Genomic DNA, 13502 nt, shown 5'->3' with positions numbered 1-13502 from the left:
GTAGCGTCCTTTGCGGATTAGCGGATTTCTTTTGCGTGGAAGGCTATGGGCGTCACGCCATGCAATTCTTGCGATGTTGGCGGCACGCGGCCCTCGTCAGTCAGGCCATATTGGCGCGCGACCTCCGCGCCGACGACGGTGCAGCCGTTTAGGGTGGCGCGATTTGGGTCGTTGAAAATTTCCCAAATGACATGGCCGGTGAATTCAGGATGTTCACACGCACCCTCCAAATGACCGTATTTCTTGGTATCGCTAGCGATAATCGCCTTCAGCCGGTCAGTGAGCAACGCCCCCATCCAGATAGAAATGGCCGCGACATCAAGGCGTGCGTGCCGAAAATCAACGGCCATATCGAACGCCATTTTGTCCATCGCCACCTTGTGCGCGCCATAGGCCGGCCCCAGTGAATAATGCGCAGCACCAGAGGCGGAGGTGAACACGATCAGCCCGCCATTCTGTGCCGCCATTGCTTTTGCGGCATACCAACTGGCGATATAGCCGCTGCGGATGCCGACGTTGATAAGGTCGGCGAGCTTTATCGTCTTTTCCCAAAACCCGCCGGGGTGCATCAATTCATCGTAAATCGCCGCTGCATTGTTAACGAGCAAATCCACGCGGCCTTGTTCGGCCATAACCTGTGCAAACAAGGCCTCGACCGCTGCATCATCAGCATGGTCGCAGGCAACGGCAATGCCATGGCCACCCGCTGCCGTGACCGCCGCCGCCGTCTCACCAATTGTGCCAGGCAAAGCGTGATCGCCCGCGCTTAATGTGCGTCCGGTGACATAAACGACACAGCCATGACTGCCCAATGCCAGTGCGATGCCGCGCCCTGCGCCGCGACTTGCGCCGGTTACGATTGCAACCGGGGCTATGGGACTGGTCGCTTGGCTCATGGTTCAATCCTGTCGAGTATCTCCGTGATAACCGTTTCTGCGGCCGCATGGCCAAGATCGACGCCGAGTGCCGCCTCCCGGTTCAGCGATAACGCCAAATTTGTGCCCAGCACCACCATCGCCGACGCGGGGATATCACTGCGATCGGCGGTCGCTTTTTCCAGCGCGGTAATTTGCAATTGGCGCGAGAAAGTGATGAAATCCACCACCTCCTTGTTCAATTCTGCATTGCGATGCGCCAGCGCGAGAAACTCTGCAGATAAACGGGTGTCGCGCGATTCCCGCGCTAGTTCCCAGAAATTGCGAATAGGCCGCGCCGATGCCGCAATTTCCTTTAGGCGTTCGGTCTCGCGAGCCACCATACGGCGAAACATTGCAGTCACTAATGCATCCATCGATTGGAAGTAATAATAAACCAGGCGCTGCTTAAACCCCGCAACCTCGGCAATGCGGCGGGATGATAAGGCGGCGTAGCCCTCATCGCTGAGTACGTGCTCCGCTGCATCGAGCATCGCCGACCAACTGGCACCTCCCACTGCGCCCATGCGGCGTCCAGCGGGTTTTTGCACATCGTGCGGCACATCAATGGCCGGTGCGGTTGCCATGCAATTTGCATTCTTTCTTGATCACTTTTGCAAATGCTAACAAAGTGACGAACAGTCTACAAGACCAAAATAGGGATCATGACACTTTCCCGTGGTACGCGGACTAGTACCCCGAAACTTGCGCGCCCACCCGATCAAATTTCCCGTTATAGTATACCGACCAAGCGGTGCAGAAAGATAACCAGCTCGATCCAGTAAGGAGCATTGCGGATTGTCGATTATATCAGCTTGCTGAATCAGGCGCTGCGAGATTGACCGCTTGGTTAGAGAAAGCGGACTTGGTGAGGCTGTAAGCATAAAGCTCCATTGTGCTGCATATAAGCCTTTCTATCGTTTATCAGTCATATTGCCTGACGCTATGTCCAATATGGGCAGTTGGCTCTTGCCTAGGCGTAACAACCGCGGGCTATAATGCGACAATCACTAAAGAGAGAGTAAGTGGGCTATGGTAAAAAATAGCGACCTTTCGCACGACAATCTCCGCGCCGCGCAAATGATTCAATCGGGTCAAGGGCAGGCGGCGGCGATTGATCGCGGCGCGGGCATTTGGGAAAGCCGTGGCATTGGTAACAGCTATCTCATCACCACCCCCGACGGCAATGTCATCGTCAACGCGGGCACTTTGGCCGATGCCCGGCGCGGAAAGATGCTTTTTGATGCGGTATCCGACGCACCCGTGCGCGCCATCATCCTGACGCAAAGTCACGCCAATCAATATGGCGGGCTGGAGGTCTTCAAAACCCCCGCCAATGAAGTCATCGCGCACCGCCTGTACCCGATGGAACGGGCCAGTGCCGACGCGCTTTTCCCGCATTATCGGCGAGGTTCGGCACGGATTTTTGGCGGTATAACCGGCAAGACCGAGGAATTACTGCCCACCATCGACATTCCCGTCGATCGCTTGGTAGGTGATAAGGGTTACGCTTTTGATTTGGGCGGACGGCGATTTGAAATCCTCTGGACCCCCGGCGGCGAAACGCGCAGCGCGGTGATTATATGGTTGCCGCATGATAAGACCGCGATTGTCGGCAATTTGTTTGGTCCTTTGTTCGGCAATCACCCCAATTTGAACACCATGCGCGGTGACAGGCCTCGCTCCGCGATGGAGTTTATCTCCTCCGTGCAAACCCTGCGCGCGCTACATCCTGAAAAAATCCTGACGGGGCATGCGGAAATCGTCGGCGAGGCGCATATTCAGGCCGAAACCAAGCGCATCATAGACGCGGTGCAATGGGTGCATGATTGCACTGCGGAAGGGATGAATGCGGGGATTGATTTGCAAACCCTCATGCGGACCGTCACCACGCCACCACACCTGACACTGACGGAAGAATATGGCAAAATTGCATGGAATGTGCGTGCCATTTGGCATGAATATACCGGCTGGTTCGACCCTGCGCGCGGCACGACCGAATTGTATGGCGTACCCGTGAGCAGCATCGGTCCTGCGTTGGCCGAACTGTTGGGCGGGGCGGAGGTGTTGGCGATGCGCGCGCGCGATTTCGTTGCAACTGGCCAACCGTTGCAAGCGCTCCACCTCTTGGACCTTGCGCTTGCCGCGGATGCCGAGTGCGATGTCGCCAAGCGCGTCAAACGCGATGCCTTGCTTGCTTTGGACATAATGACCGGCGGACAGAATTTGTGGGAACGCCGCTGGATAGCGTCGGAAATAGCCGCCCTTAAGCTGCCCAATGAATAGGGCCTTTTTGAACAATTGGGAGTAGAGTTTGTGAAACACCGCATTGCCTGAATTGCGGGCAGCCAAGACTAAGTCCGAGCCGGTTTCTCTGCCCGCAAGCCAGCATCAGTTTCATCGTGCAGCCGGATGCAAAAAATTCGAGATGCCGGACCCGTTAAAGCTAGGTGCGCTCGACTTACGCCTCTGTCCAGCTTGGTGCCTTTGGCAGAGTGATAACCAACAGGCCACCGATGAGACAACCAATTGCGCCTAAAATCAAGAACGGCCCATAGCCCCCGCTACTATCATAGGCGTACCCAGCCAGCAATGGACCAACGCCCGATGCCAGTGCCATCAACGCCGACATGAAGCCATAGATGGCCCCGAAATTCTTCATCCCGCTATATCCGGCGGTAAGAAAGCCGGTAATGTGCGTCTTGGTGCCCGCTGCATAGCCGTTAATAATCAACGCCACGACAATCAAAGTGGGAGAGCTTATGTCGTCAATTAGCAACGCAAATGCGCCCGCCGCCGCCGCCAAAGTCAGGCCGCCAACCCAATTAGGCCGGTATCGGTCGAGTAGATACCCGGTGACCAATTTGCCGACGATCGCGGCGACCCCGGAAATAGCGGTCAACAACGCGGCCTTCTCCCGGCTAATTCCCGCCTCGGTCAGGATCGGGAACAAATGGATGGTGAGGCCCATGGTCATGGTCATGACGATGAAGTTGGAAAACGCCAATTGCCATAGCGCGCGGTCGCGCACCGCCTGTTTTACGGTCAAGCCTTTGAGGTCAACCGCCCCTTCTGCTTCGATATTGGTGATCGCGACCATTTTCGCTTTGCGTGAATGGACGTCAAAGAGGAACAGCCACACCAATAGGAACGTTATGCCACCCCATCCCAACCCCAACCAAACAAAGGCCAATCGCCAACCAAATTCGGTGATGAGATAATTGCCAAGCGGCGGAATAACTGCCTGCGCCACCGCGGTCCCTGACAACGTAAGACCGAGCGCAAGGCCGCGCGATTTTTCAAAGACGCCAACCACTGCGGCGGTCCAAATCGTTGATTTAATGGTAACGGAGACAAGGCCGAATATGAACCAAAGCGTTATCCATTGCCACTGCTCCCCATTGACCAAGCCAAAGGTGCACACCGATGCTATAGTCGCGATAATGCCAGGCAGCGCCAGCTTGCGCGAGCCGTAACGGTCAATCAGGACGCCAAAAAAGGGACCCAATATCGCTGTCATAATCGTCGCAATCGACGGTCCGCTGGATAGAACGGTACGGCTCCATCCGAACTCCTTGCCCAATGGCTCCATGAACAGACCGGTTGCCGCCATCATGATCGAGAAGAACGAAAAGCCAAAAGATGCCGCCAGCACCAATTTCCACCCATCGCGCCATTCGTGTTGAGCCACCGGCGTTGCAACGTTTTTGGCTGTATTGGCAGAAACTGTCATTGGCTTTGCACCTGTTCAGGTAAAGGGAAGCTAAACGTCTTGCGTCGCCGCTTGTAAGAACCGCTCGGCCGCATCAGAAATGCAACGTGCTGCTGGGTCGTCGGGACCAAGCACGGTCTGCAACAAACTCAAATCCTTGCGCAACAGCGCGCCGCCGTGGCGGAAACCCGCTGGGCTATCCATCCGTGCGCGCACGTCGAGAGCAAAGCTGCGTCCGCTGCTCGCTTGTAACAGCTGGACAAGGCTGTCTTTTTCGAGGCCCAAATTGGACCCCGCCGCCAAGGCCGCATCGGCCAAACCCATGTTGGCGACCAATAGCGAATTGTTAATAAGCTTTACCAACTGCCCCGCGCCAACATCACCTACCCGTACTATGAGGGCGGCGAAGCTTTCGAACACCCGCCGTGCCAGCTCCAATGTGTCTGTATCGCCGCCGACCATGACGGTTAGCTTGCCCGCTTTCGCCGCCGGTTCGCCGCCGCTGACCGGAGCATCCAGCACGCGGACATTGTACGCCACGCCCTGCTGCGCCACTGCGCGCGCGGTGTCGGGGTGGATGGTGGAATGGATGGCCAAAACGGCATCCGTTTTCATCACCGGCAACAATCGCCCCGCGATCTCGCGCACATCATTGTCGTTGACCACGCACAGTCCGATATGATCGCAGGACCGTCCCAAGCTTTCGGCATTCGGGGCAAATCGCGCCGCGCTATCGCGATAGGGGGCGTAACTTTCCTCGCGCCGTGCCCATAGGGTCGTGGGAAATCCGGCGTCGATCATCCGCCGTGCCATCGGTGCGCCTTGGCTGCCCAATCCAATAAAGCCGCACTGCAGCAAAGGGGAGCTGTTCTCCATGCCCGTCATCCTACAGCGATTTGACCGAACGCCCGCCATCGACGATCAAAATATCGCCGGTGTGGAATTGTGATGCGTCAGATGCGAGATAGGCCGCTGGTCCGGCGATGTCGTCCAACTCCCCAACGCGCGCGAGCGGCGTGATTGAGGAGAAGCGGGCAATGACCTGCTCTCGCACCTGAGGATCGCCCGTCATGCCGGTCATGATGAACCCGGGAGCGAGCATATTGACGCGCACTTTATATTGGCCCAATTCGACCGCCATTCCCTTGACCATTGCCGCCAACGCGCCCTTCGCCGCGGCATAATGTTCCATCCCCTGCATCCCGTGGAAGATCGATAGGCTGCCGCAAACCACGATGGAGCCGCCCGCATCGGCAGCCTGCGCTCGGTCCCGCATATGGCGCGATGCCTCCCGCAAAGTATAAAAGGCCCCATGCTGGTTGACGGCGAGCAATTTGTGATACGTCTCGCTGCTCATATCGGGGAAGGAGGGTGTGCGCTCCGAAAAGCCGGCGTTGGCGAATACGCAATCCACCCGCCCCATGGCGGTGACGGTCGAGGCAAAGGCCCGGATGACTTCAGCCTCATCCGACACATCGACGACTTCATGGTGGATGCGCCCCGCGCCCTCCGCCTTTAGCTGATCGAGTGCAGCAAGGTTTTGCTCCTCCCGGCGCGCCCACACTACGACATCCGCGCCTTGCCGTGCGCACCCCAAGAGAAATCCCAGACCGATGCCACTGTTCGCGCCGGTTGCCATGACGACTTTGCCGGTTAAATCAAACATAGATTTGCCCATCTCAAACCGCCTTTGCAACGGGATGGACGCGCAGATAATCGGCGAAGAACGGCGCGACATCGTCGCGGGTCATGCCCCATTCCTCGAATGAATAGCTGTGCTTGCCATGTTTATTCTGCGGATTATCGGCTAGCCATTGGCGCATACCGGCCTCAGCATCCGGGGTCCAATCATCGCCTAGCCAGCCATAAACACACCGCATTTCCGCGACGGGGTCGGCGATCATCGTGTCATAATAGAGGTGGTAGAAATCCGCAGGTCGCTCTTGGCTCACCTCCAATGGGCGCGAGACATGGAACCCGAATTGCAGCGGGAAGTGTTGCCGCATATACTCTGCGCCCGCGTCAACCTCGCTAAACGGACGGGACAGCCCGCGCATCCCGATTGCCGAGGCCGATGCCGCATAGGGGTCGCGGTGGGTCCAAATGACACGCGCGTCGGGGAACGTTTTGAACAATTGTCGGATGAACAGAGAATCCGACGGCATCTTCAGCACCCAACGCCCCCCGTTGGTCGATTGCAGGATTTGGAGCACCCGCTTGCGATGGGTAAAGGCGCTTTCCATGTCGGTCATCATCAACCAATCATGGTATGTCGGCGTGGTGGTGATGACGGCCAGCATCAGTGATTTGAAATCCTGCGCCAGCGAATGCACACATTCGGTCGGGCTATCGCCAGGCTCAAAATGCGCCGCCGCGACCTTTGCCGCGACTTTCAGGATCATTTCATCCTTGGCGACTTCGGCAAGGCACCGTGGATCGGTGCGCAACGCGCCGGGGGCTGCTGGTGGCGCGGCATTATAGGCTTCCCACCGCAACACCGACCGGACAGCGGGGTCCGATTCAAACAAATAACTTAACATAGTCGTGCCGGTACGCGGCAGGCCGAGGATGAAAACCGGGCGCTTAATCGCTGTCGCGGCGAGTTCGGGGTGCCGTCGATGATAGTCGTCCACCGCCATGCGCGCGGCAAGGCAATCGACATAGCGGTTACGCACGCTGACTAGCCCGCGTTCCGTCAAACGGTCGGCGTGGGCGTGATCGCGGAGCAAAATCTCCAGCCCTTCGCGCCATGAATCACAATCAGGATTGGGCAAGCCAGCCGTTTTTTCAAGCGCTCCCGCAATAATATCGTCCATCGACAAAGCCATCCGGCACCCCCTCATGTGGTGTAAAGTTCGGCCAACTATCCGGAAACGCAGGGCAGGGCGCAACTGGCATGCGTATCGCTCATTTGCTATAATGTCGATTATCGGCCATATAGCGACGCGCTTGCTGCTGTTGCAGCCATGCGTCACAGTGATTGAGGACACTATGCGCCACACGCCAGCCCCACCATGGCACGATGAGATTTTATCCCACCGCCATACCCAATCGAGCGCAGCCGAGGGGCGGCCACAGGTTGAAATTCTTAACGAACTGACGCTTTCCAACGCGCACCTTACCCTTGTCCGGATCAATCATGCCAATCCATCGAAGCGCGCGTTTTGCAAGGACGGCCTGTATTGGATCGATCAATGCCTAACGCCGAGACGGCCTCATGCGAGCGCCTGCTTTGTCGATCATTGGAACCCGTCTCGTCACGTCGCCCTTGGTCCCTTGATGGCCTTACCGCCGAAGCACAATCTGGCGTTGCAGAGTTCGGGCGGCCCCCATGCGTCGTTGATTGTGCAAATGCAGGCGGCCGCTATTGACCAATGGCTACCCGCCGATTTCCAGTGGACTGACCGCCGCTTGGAAGCATCATTGAATTTGGCCAGTGAAGCGATCACCGCGCTCATGCTTCGCCTGAATCAAGAGTTAAAGAATCCAGCAGTGGGTCGCACCGAAATATGTGTGGCGATCACGATGCAACTATCCATCGAAATCGCACGCTATTTTATTCAGGCCAGCCCAACTGATACCAGCGGCGGGTTGGCTTCATGGCGTTTGCGCATCATCGAGGAGCGCATAGCAGCGCGTCACCAAATTTTTCCCGCGGTCAGTGAATTGGCGCGACTTTGCCAAATGTCCACACGACAACTAAGCCGTACATTTAAGGTCAGCAAAGGGTGTTCGCTGGCCGATTATCTCGCGCAAACCCGTGTCGAACTGGCCAAACGGGATCTATATGGCGACGCGACCATCAAAGATATCGCAAGGCAACTTGGCTACACAACGCAATCCAGTTTTACATCGGCCTTTCGAACCGCAACCGGCGCAACACCCGGCCAATTTCGCCGCCAAACATGGGCACGGACGAACAGCGGAGCATCCGCCTCGAGGCCCTAGCGGCCACGCCCACGCTAATGTTGACGCCACGGCTATTGGGTATTCCATTTGGTAAGTCTGCCGCGCAACTGAAACGAAAATTTTAAAAGAAGAGAAAACATTAAATCCGCAAATCCGCGAAGCGTCCGCTCATAGGAGAGCGAGCCGATGCTTATTATGACTGCATTTGGGCGCAAAGCCGTCGGACCGCCCGCGGCCAAATTGCAGCCTTTGCCGACTTGTAGGTTGTTAAGCTGACCGTTCGGGAGTGGCGGGCAGGGCAATTATGCTATCGCCTTGAGCACATGGATATTTGCCATCTCTCTGTTATCGGCAAATACCTTCGCTGTTATCGAAATTTAAATTCCCTGTTATTTTTTTAGGGAATTCGGTCGAAAAGCGTAGGCATACTGCGGGTTCCATGAGACAAAACTCTCTTAATCGACCTCGAAAAATGATATTTTCCCTGCTAATTCCCTAATAACAGGGAAACTCAGGCAGAGACCATTGTCTGTTGGCTGCGCACACCTCCATACACCTCACAGATAAAACTCCAACGACATCTTCAGTCCAGAAACGGCGCCTTTCTGGGGCCCTCCGGGCTTAATACCGCTGCGCTAAAGTCTCTGTGGAGACCAAAAGAGGGCCAAATTGCCTTGATTTGACCCTCAGTCTCTACGCGCAATGGCCCGTGCCATGGATGCCGCAATCTTGTCGCGTATCCGCTCGCCTGTGACCTCGCGTTCGAACTGCGCAAAGGACAGCAGTACATTGAGTGTAAGCCGCCCCATACTGTTCGTTGTATTAAACGCTTGGGTCACGCGCACGAACGAAGCTTTATTGTTATCGAACGTTTCAACAATGCGGGCAAAGTCTGTGAGGCCTCGGGTTAATCGATCGACCTTGTAGACCACGACTATATCCACCTGACCTTTGGAAATTTCGGCAAAAAGCCGTTTAACAGCAGGTCGCTCCAAATTACCCCCCGACCATCCACCATCGTCATAAACTTGCGGCAGGCATTCCCTCAAAGACCACGCCGCTTTCTATCACGGCCACCTCTTAGCGACGGCCCGCCATTCACCGTCACCGAACCGCCGCGCAGCACGCGGACGGTGGTGACGCCGTGGATCGCGCGTTCCATCGCAAGGTCGAACTGCCGCTGCCGCCCCATGTCGATGGCCGCGTCCCAGCTTTTGGCAAAGCTCGCCGCGCCCGCGCGTTCGCGTAAATTATAGGCGGACTGTCGGCTCATCCCCACCGCCTTCGCCGCCTGCCCCACAGAGCCCATGACATGCAGCGCCAAGATAAACCGTTCCTGCTGCGCTGCCGTCCAGCCATTCGCACGCCGCCGGTCAAGCGGAACAGGGGTGAAGGCGAGCCGGTCCTCGTCAGCGAGGAGCGGGGCGGGCGGAGTTGGGGAGGGTGAGTCGGTCATTCATGCATTGGAACATAAATGGAACATGTAGGAAAGGGGGTGATTATGTCGGTGCTATGGCCGAACGGGAAATTCCGTTTGTTGGCACGCCCTATGTGGTACCGATCCAGCCTGCTGCTCGGAGCTGAGCGACTGCCGACCGGGCAACGGGGGCGATGACGCCGTTGGTCAGGCAAAGGCGCATCGAGCGTGCATCGCCCTCGACGCGGACGACTGCATGGGCTGCGACCCACCAAGAACGATGCGTGCGCAGGCCCTCCGCCTCTACCCGCCCAATGGCGCGACCAAGCGGAACGAGAACGAGTTCTGAGCCGGTGGCGCGATGAATGCGGACATAATGGTCCTCCATTTGCAGCGCGAGAACGTCCCGCCCGAATAGTGCCTGCGCCGCCGCGAAAGGCTGCTGTTGTTCGCTCGAGCCCAATGTACCGCGCGTGGCCCGCGCCGCACGCCGGTGCATGATCGCAACGCCTATCATCGCGGCGAGGCCGATCACCGCCGTCTGAACAAACCATAAGGCGATAGGCAGGTCGAGCCGACCTAATTCCGGCCAAAGCTGGAATGCCCATAGGCGCGTGACCATCGCCTGGGGAAGGCTCACCACTAGCGTCGTACCGATGATTGCTGGCCACCATCCACGCGTGTCGACCGGAACACGTGCAGCAACGACCCGGAAGGCATAGCCGTAAAGGACGAGGCCAAGGAGGCTGACCGCGCACCAGTAGCCAATGCGCTCAGGGAGGCCGCCGTTCAGGTAATTGCCAAACGGGCCAAGCGCAGCAAGGAGTACGCCGGCAGCGAGCGCAAGCCCGACGGATTGAGCTTTGGGTGTCGACGCAACGAGAAGGCCGCGCATGAACAAGGCAGATTGCATAGTTGTGAAACCTTAGCGCGCGATCGCAAGCGGGCAAAGCCCTTTCGCCCGCCCGCGAACCGGTTCGCCCGGTCGCGAAATGCCGCTTCCCTTCACCGCCTCCAACAGGCGTAATCAGCCAGTCTATCCCAACGGAGTCCGCCATGTTGCTGCGCTTGCCCTTTTTGCTTCCTTTCATCCTCATTTTGATCATACCCTCGGCACATGCCGCCGAGGCCGGCTTCCAGCGCGGCAGGACCGCGGCTGGCGCAGAGATTGGCATCTGGTATCCCGCCGAGGGCCTGCCCGTTCGCCAGCGCTTCGGGCTCTATACTGCCGACGTCGTGCCGGATGCCACCGTGCCGCACGGACGGCACCCGCTCGTCGTTATCTCGCACGGGACCGGCGGTGACTATGCGAGCCATGTCGACACTGCGGTAGCGCTTGCACGCGCCGGGTTCGTTGTCGCAGCGCTGACCCATCCCGGCGACAATTGGCGCGATAACAGTCGCGCAATTCGGATCGAGGAGCGACCACCGGCCGTGCGTGCACTCGTCACCCACATGCTGACTATCTGGACAGGCCGAGCCGCCATAGACCCTCGGCGCATCGGCGCGTTCGGCTTTTCGTCCGGCGGGTTCACGGTGCTGACTGCCGTCGGCGGGCGGCCAAATCTAACGCGGATGGCCAGCCACTGCGCAGCAAATCCCACCTACTTCGACTGCACACTAATGACAGCGCAGCCGCGCGCATCGGTTCTTCCACGATGGCCAGACATGCGTGATCGGCGCATCCGTGCAGTGGTGTTAGCCGCACCTGCGCTTGGCTTTGTCTTCGATCGGCCGGGGCTGGCCGATGTGCGCGTTCCGGTCCAGCTTTGGCGGGCAGACGATGACCGCATCCTACCGGCTCCACATTATGCCGACTCGGTGAGACGCGCGCTTCCGGTCTCACCCGAGTTTCAGTCCGTGCCCGGCGCTGGGCACTTCGACTTCCTCGCACCCTGCAGTGATCCGCCAGCGATGCCGGTCATTTGCGCAAGTGCGCCGGGCTTTGATCGCGCTGCGTTCCATGTGCGCTTTAACGTCGAAGTCGTCAGGTTCCTGAAGGCGAAGCTTGGTTCATCGAGGCGAAGGTGACTTTAGTAACCGTGGGGGTCTGTACGGAACGTCGGCCGGCTTACGAAGGCATCATGTGATGGGTCCTAAGACCAAAATCTCGCCGACTACGGACTAACGTGAACAATCCGCAGACCCTCACGGGGCACGGGCGGAGGCAGGACGATGTCTACTCTATAACCAATAATCACGCAGAGGCGCAGAGGGCGCAGAGGGATGTGGCGGTGTCTCGGCGTACTCTGCGCCTCTGCGCGCTCAACACACGCTTGCGTTCCCGCAGGAGTAATTGACAGTGTAGCAATATTCTTTCACATTGTAGACAGACGGATCGGAGTTCTCATATGGCGCGAAGCATGACGGTTAATGTGCGGGTAAACGGCCCGCTGGGTGACTTCATCGCCGACAATGTCGGCGCGGCTGGCACTTATGAGAATGTCAGCGAATATGTTCGCGATCTTATTCGCAAGGATAAGGACCGGGCCGAGGCTGTTTTATTCGAAAGGCTGAGGGCCGAACTCAATGTTGCCTTCGCTGCACCGGACGACAGCTATTCAGCTTTGACGGCTGAGGACGTCATTACCCGCAATTCTGCCCGCAAAGACGCATGAGATCGTATCGGGTCCAGCGCAATGCTGGCCACAAGATCGATGAAATCTATGCTTACACGCGCGATCAATGGGGCGAGGCGCAGGCCGCGCGCTATATCAAGGGACTGTTTGCGCGTTTCGAGGCCATAGCCGCCGAAAGCTTTCCATGGCGCGCCATCCCCGCCGAATTCGGCGTCAGCGGGTTCGTTTGCAAATATGAGCATCATTTCATTTACTGGAAGGTGCTCGCCGACGGCAGTGTTGGTATCGTGACCGTTCTTCATGAACGAATGCATCATATCGAACGCTTAAAGGACGAACTTAAATAGCGGGCCTGCAAGTGAGCGAGGCATGGGCATCGGCAATAGGTAATCACGCAGAGGCGCAGAGCGCGCGGAGGGGGTGGGCTGTGTCTCGGCGTCCTCTGCGCCTCTGCGTGAACATCTCTCCGGAACGCGGATTGCAGGCAAATATGGCGGTAACAATTGGGTTCGGTGCCGAACACAGCATGAGAATCGGCCATAACGCGCCCCTGATTCTCCGATTCTTCCCTGATTCTGCGCTTTCCGAGGTACTTACGCCCCACGGAACCTATGCCCGGCCCAGCCGTTATCCCGTCTCAACCCACGGAAAACCACGATATTCCGGCGGACTGCATTTTTTTTGTAATAAAATTGCAAATGCCTGTTGACCGAATCCTGAAGTCGCTTTAGAGGCCCTCTCACCGGACGGGAAGCAAGCGTTTCCGCGGTTCGGTCGCCAACAAATAGGTCACCTACTCCTCTGGTAGTAAATATCAGGGAACCATAGGTGTCCGCTTTTTTGTCGGTGGTAACCGGGTCAAACCGGTTCGGCTCTTTGACATTGTGATATTTAGATGAAGGGACATGTGGGCGACGGCGCCAGGTCCGGGGGTTTTTAGGCCCCGGGTGCTTGGTTAAAAATTAGCTGTT

At 57.6% G+C, this 13502-nt stretch carries 14 protein-coding genes; 5 read left to right on the top strand and 9 right to left on the bottom strand.

What is annotated here, in order from left to right:
* Positions 1 to 17: 17 nt before the first annotated feature.
* Both ACIQ0G_RS02615 and ACIQ0G_RS02610 read right to left on the bottom strand, forming a co-directional pair.
* Positions 18 to 896, bottom strand: a complete 879-nt coding sequence (locus tag ACIQ0G_RS02615; RefSeq protein ID WP_397576567.1) for an SDR family NAD(P)-dependent oxidoreductase — start codon at positions 894 to 896, stop codon at positions 18 to 20.
* A complete protein-coding gene (locus ACIQ0G_RS02610; RefSeq protein ID WP_397576566.1) occupies positions 893 to 1501 on the bottom strand; it encodes a TetR/AcrR family transcriptional regulator in 609 nt (202 codons plus the stop codon). Before ACIQ0G_RS02610 ends, ACIQ0G_RS02615 begins: the two co-directional genes overlap by 4 nt.
* Positions 1502 to 1946: 445 nt before the next feature.
* On the opposite strand from ACIQ0G_RS02610, the gene ACIQ0G_RS02605 reads away from it, so the two are divergent.
* Complete coding sequence (locus ACIQ0G_RS02605) at positions 1947 to 3200, top strand: alkyl sulfatase dimerization domain-containing protein (protein WP_397576565.1); 1254 nt, start codon at positions 1947 to 1949, stop codon at positions 3198 to 3200.
* Positions 3201 to 3375: 175 nt separating this feature from the next.
* On the opposite strand, the gene ACIQ0G_RS02600 is transcribed toward ACIQ0G_RS02605, so the two are convergent.
* The 4 genes from ACIQ0G_RS02600 to ACIQ0G_RS02585 are packed head-to-tail and all read right to left on the bottom strand — an operon-like array spanning position 3376 to position 7442.
* On the bottom strand, positions 3376 to 4647 hold the full coding sequence (locus tag ACIQ0G_RS02600; protein ID WP_397576564.1) for an MFS transporter: 1272 nt from the start codon (positions 4645 to 4647) through the stop codon (positions 3376 to 3378).
* Between the two features lie 30 nt (positions 4648 to 4677).
* Positions 4678 to 5502 (bottom strand): NAD(P)-dependent oxidoreductase, encoded by an 825-nt coding sequence (locus tag ACIQ0G_RS02595; protein ID WP_397576563.1) that lies wholly within the window; start codon positions 5500 to 5502, stop codon positions 4678 to 4680.
* A 10-nt stretch (positions 5503 to 5512) separates the two neighbouring features.
* Complete coding sequence (locus ACIQ0G_RS02590; protein WP_397576562.1) at positions 5513 to 6292, bottom strand: SDR family NAD(P)-dependent oxidoreductase; 780 nt, start codon at positions 6290 to 6292, stop codon at positions 5513 to 5515.
* A gap of 13 nt (positions 6293 to 6305) precedes the next feature.
* On the bottom strand, positions 6306 to 7442 hold the full coding sequence (locus ACIQ0G_RS02585) for a sulfotransferase family protein (protein ID WP_397576561.1): 1137 nt from the start codon (positions 7440 to 7442) through the stop codon (positions 6306 to 6308).
* A gap of 160 nt (positions 7443 to 7602) precedes the next feature.
* On the opposite strand from ACIQ0G_RS02585, the gene ACIQ0G_RS02580 reads away from it, so the two are divergent.
* The gene (locus ACIQ0G_RS02580) at positions 7603 to 8574 is read left to right on the top strand and encodes a helix-turn-helix domain-containing protein (protein ID WP_397576560.1); all 972 of its coding nucleotides are present in this window, start codon (positions 7603 to 7605) and stop codon (positions 8572 to 8574) included.
* Between the two features lie 647 nt (positions 8575 to 9221).
* Here ACIQ0G_RS02580 and ACIQ0G_RS02575 read toward each other — a convergent pair.
* The 3 genes from ACIQ0G_RS02575 to ACIQ0G_RS02565 form a co-directional block, all read right to left on the bottom strand.
* Positions 9222 to 9584: a recombinase family protein gene (locus ACIQ0G_RS02575; RefSeq protein WP_397576559.1), complete on the bottom strand. Its 363-nt coding sequence runs from the start codon at positions 9582 to 9584 to the stop codon at positions 9222 to 9224.
* Entirely contained in the window at positions 9581 to 9991 is a 411-nt protein-coding gene (locus ACIQ0G_RS02570; RefSeq protein WP_397576558.1) for a hypothetical protein, read from the bottom strand. Before ACIQ0G_RS02570 ends, ACIQ0G_RS02575 begins: the two co-directional genes overlap by 4 nt.
* 91 nt (positions 9992 to 10082) lie before the next feature.
* Positions 10083 to 10865, bottom strand: a complete 783-nt coding sequence (locus ACIQ0G_RS02565) for a LytTR family DNA-binding domain-containing protein (protein ID WP_397576557.1) — start codon at positions 10863 to 10865, stop codon at positions 10083 to 10085.
* 143 nt (positions 10866 to 11008) lie between these two features.
* On the opposite strand from ACIQ0G_RS02565, the gene ACIQ0G_RS02560 reads away from it, so the two are divergent.
* From ACIQ0G_RS02560 to ACIQ0G_RS02550, 3 genes are all read left to right on the top strand, one after another.
* Positions 11009 to 11983, top strand: a complete 975-nt coding sequence (locus tag ACIQ0G_RS02560) for an alpha/beta hydrolase family protein (RefSeq protein WP_397576556.1) — start codon at positions 11009 to 11011, stop codon at positions 11981 to 11983.
* A gap of 332 nt (positions 11984 to 12315) precedes the next feature.
* A complete protein-coding gene (locus tag ACIQ0G_RS02555) occupies positions 12316 to 12570 on the top strand; it encodes a type II toxin-antitoxin system ParD family antitoxin (RefSeq protein ID WP_397576555.1) in 255 nt (84 codons plus the stop codon).
* The gene (locus ACIQ0G_RS02550) at positions 12567 to 12878 is read left to right on the top strand and encodes a type II toxin-antitoxin system RelE/ParE family toxin (protein ID WP_397576554.1); all 312 of its coding nucleotides are present in this window, start codon (positions 12567 to 12569) and stop codon (positions 12876 to 12878) included. The genes ACIQ0G_RS02555 and ACIQ0G_RS02550 overlap by 4 nt, the downstream gene beginning before the upstream one ends.
* Positions 12879 to 13502: the final 624 nt, after the last annotated feature.

Source organism: Sphingorhabdus sp., assembly GCF_044354325.1.
Lineage (GTDB): Bacteria > Pseudomonadota > Alphaproteobacteria > Sphingomonadales > Sphingomonadaceae > Sphingorhabdus_B.
Note: the sequence above shows the minus strand (reverse complement) of the source record. Positions and strands in the feature narration are given on the sequence as shown.

Coding starts and splice junctions, on each gene's coding strand:
- ACIQ0G_RS02585 (WP_397576561.1), bottom strand. CDS start 7,442: ATGGACGATATTATTGCGGGAGCGCTTGAAAAAACGGCTGGCTTGCCC.
- ACIQ0G_RS02555 (WP_397576555.1), top strand. CDS start 12,316: ATGACGGTTAATGTGCGGGTAAACGGCCCGCTGGGTGACTTCATCGCC.
- ACIQ0G_RS02565 (WP_397576557.1), bottom strand. CDS start 10,865: ATGCAATCTGCCTTGTTCATGCGCGGCCTTCTCGTTGCGTCGACACCC.
- ACIQ0G_RS02605 (WP_397576565.1), top strand. CDS start 1,947: ATGGTAAAAAATAGCGACCTTTCGCACGACAATCTCCGCGCCGCGCAA.
- ACIQ0G_RS02590 (WP_397576562.1), bottom strand. CDS start 6,292: ATGTTTGATTTAACCGGCAAAGTCGTCATGGCAACCGGCGCGAACAGT.
- ACIQ0G_RS02595 (WP_397576563.1), bottom strand. CDS start 5,502: ATGGAGAACAGCTCCCCTTTGCTGCAGTGCGGCTTTATTGGATTGGGC.
- ACIQ0G_RS02615 (WP_397576567.1), bottom strand. CDS start 896: ATGAGCCAAGCGACCAGTCCCATAGCCCCGGTTGCAATCGTAACCGGC.
- ACIQ0G_RS02550 (WP_397576554.1), top strand. CDS start 12,567: ATGAGATCGTATCGGGTCCAGCGCAATGCTGGCCACAAGATCGATGAA.
- ACIQ0G_RS02600 (WP_397576564.1), bottom strand. CDS start 4,647: ATGACAGTTTCTGCCAATACAGCCAAAAACGTTGCAACGCCGGTGGCT.
- ACIQ0G_RS02610 (WP_397576566.1), bottom strand. CDS start 1,501: ATGGCAACCGCACCGGCCATTGATGTGCCGCACGATGTGCAAAAACCC.
- ACIQ0G_RS02570 (WP_397576558.1), bottom strand. CDS start 9,991: ATGACCGACTCACCCTCCCCAACTCCGCCCGCCCCGCTCCTCGCTGAC.
- ACIQ0G_RS02560 (WP_397576556.1), top strand. CDS start 11,009: ATGTTGCTGCGCTTGCCCTTTTTGCTTCCTTTCATCCTCATTTTGATC.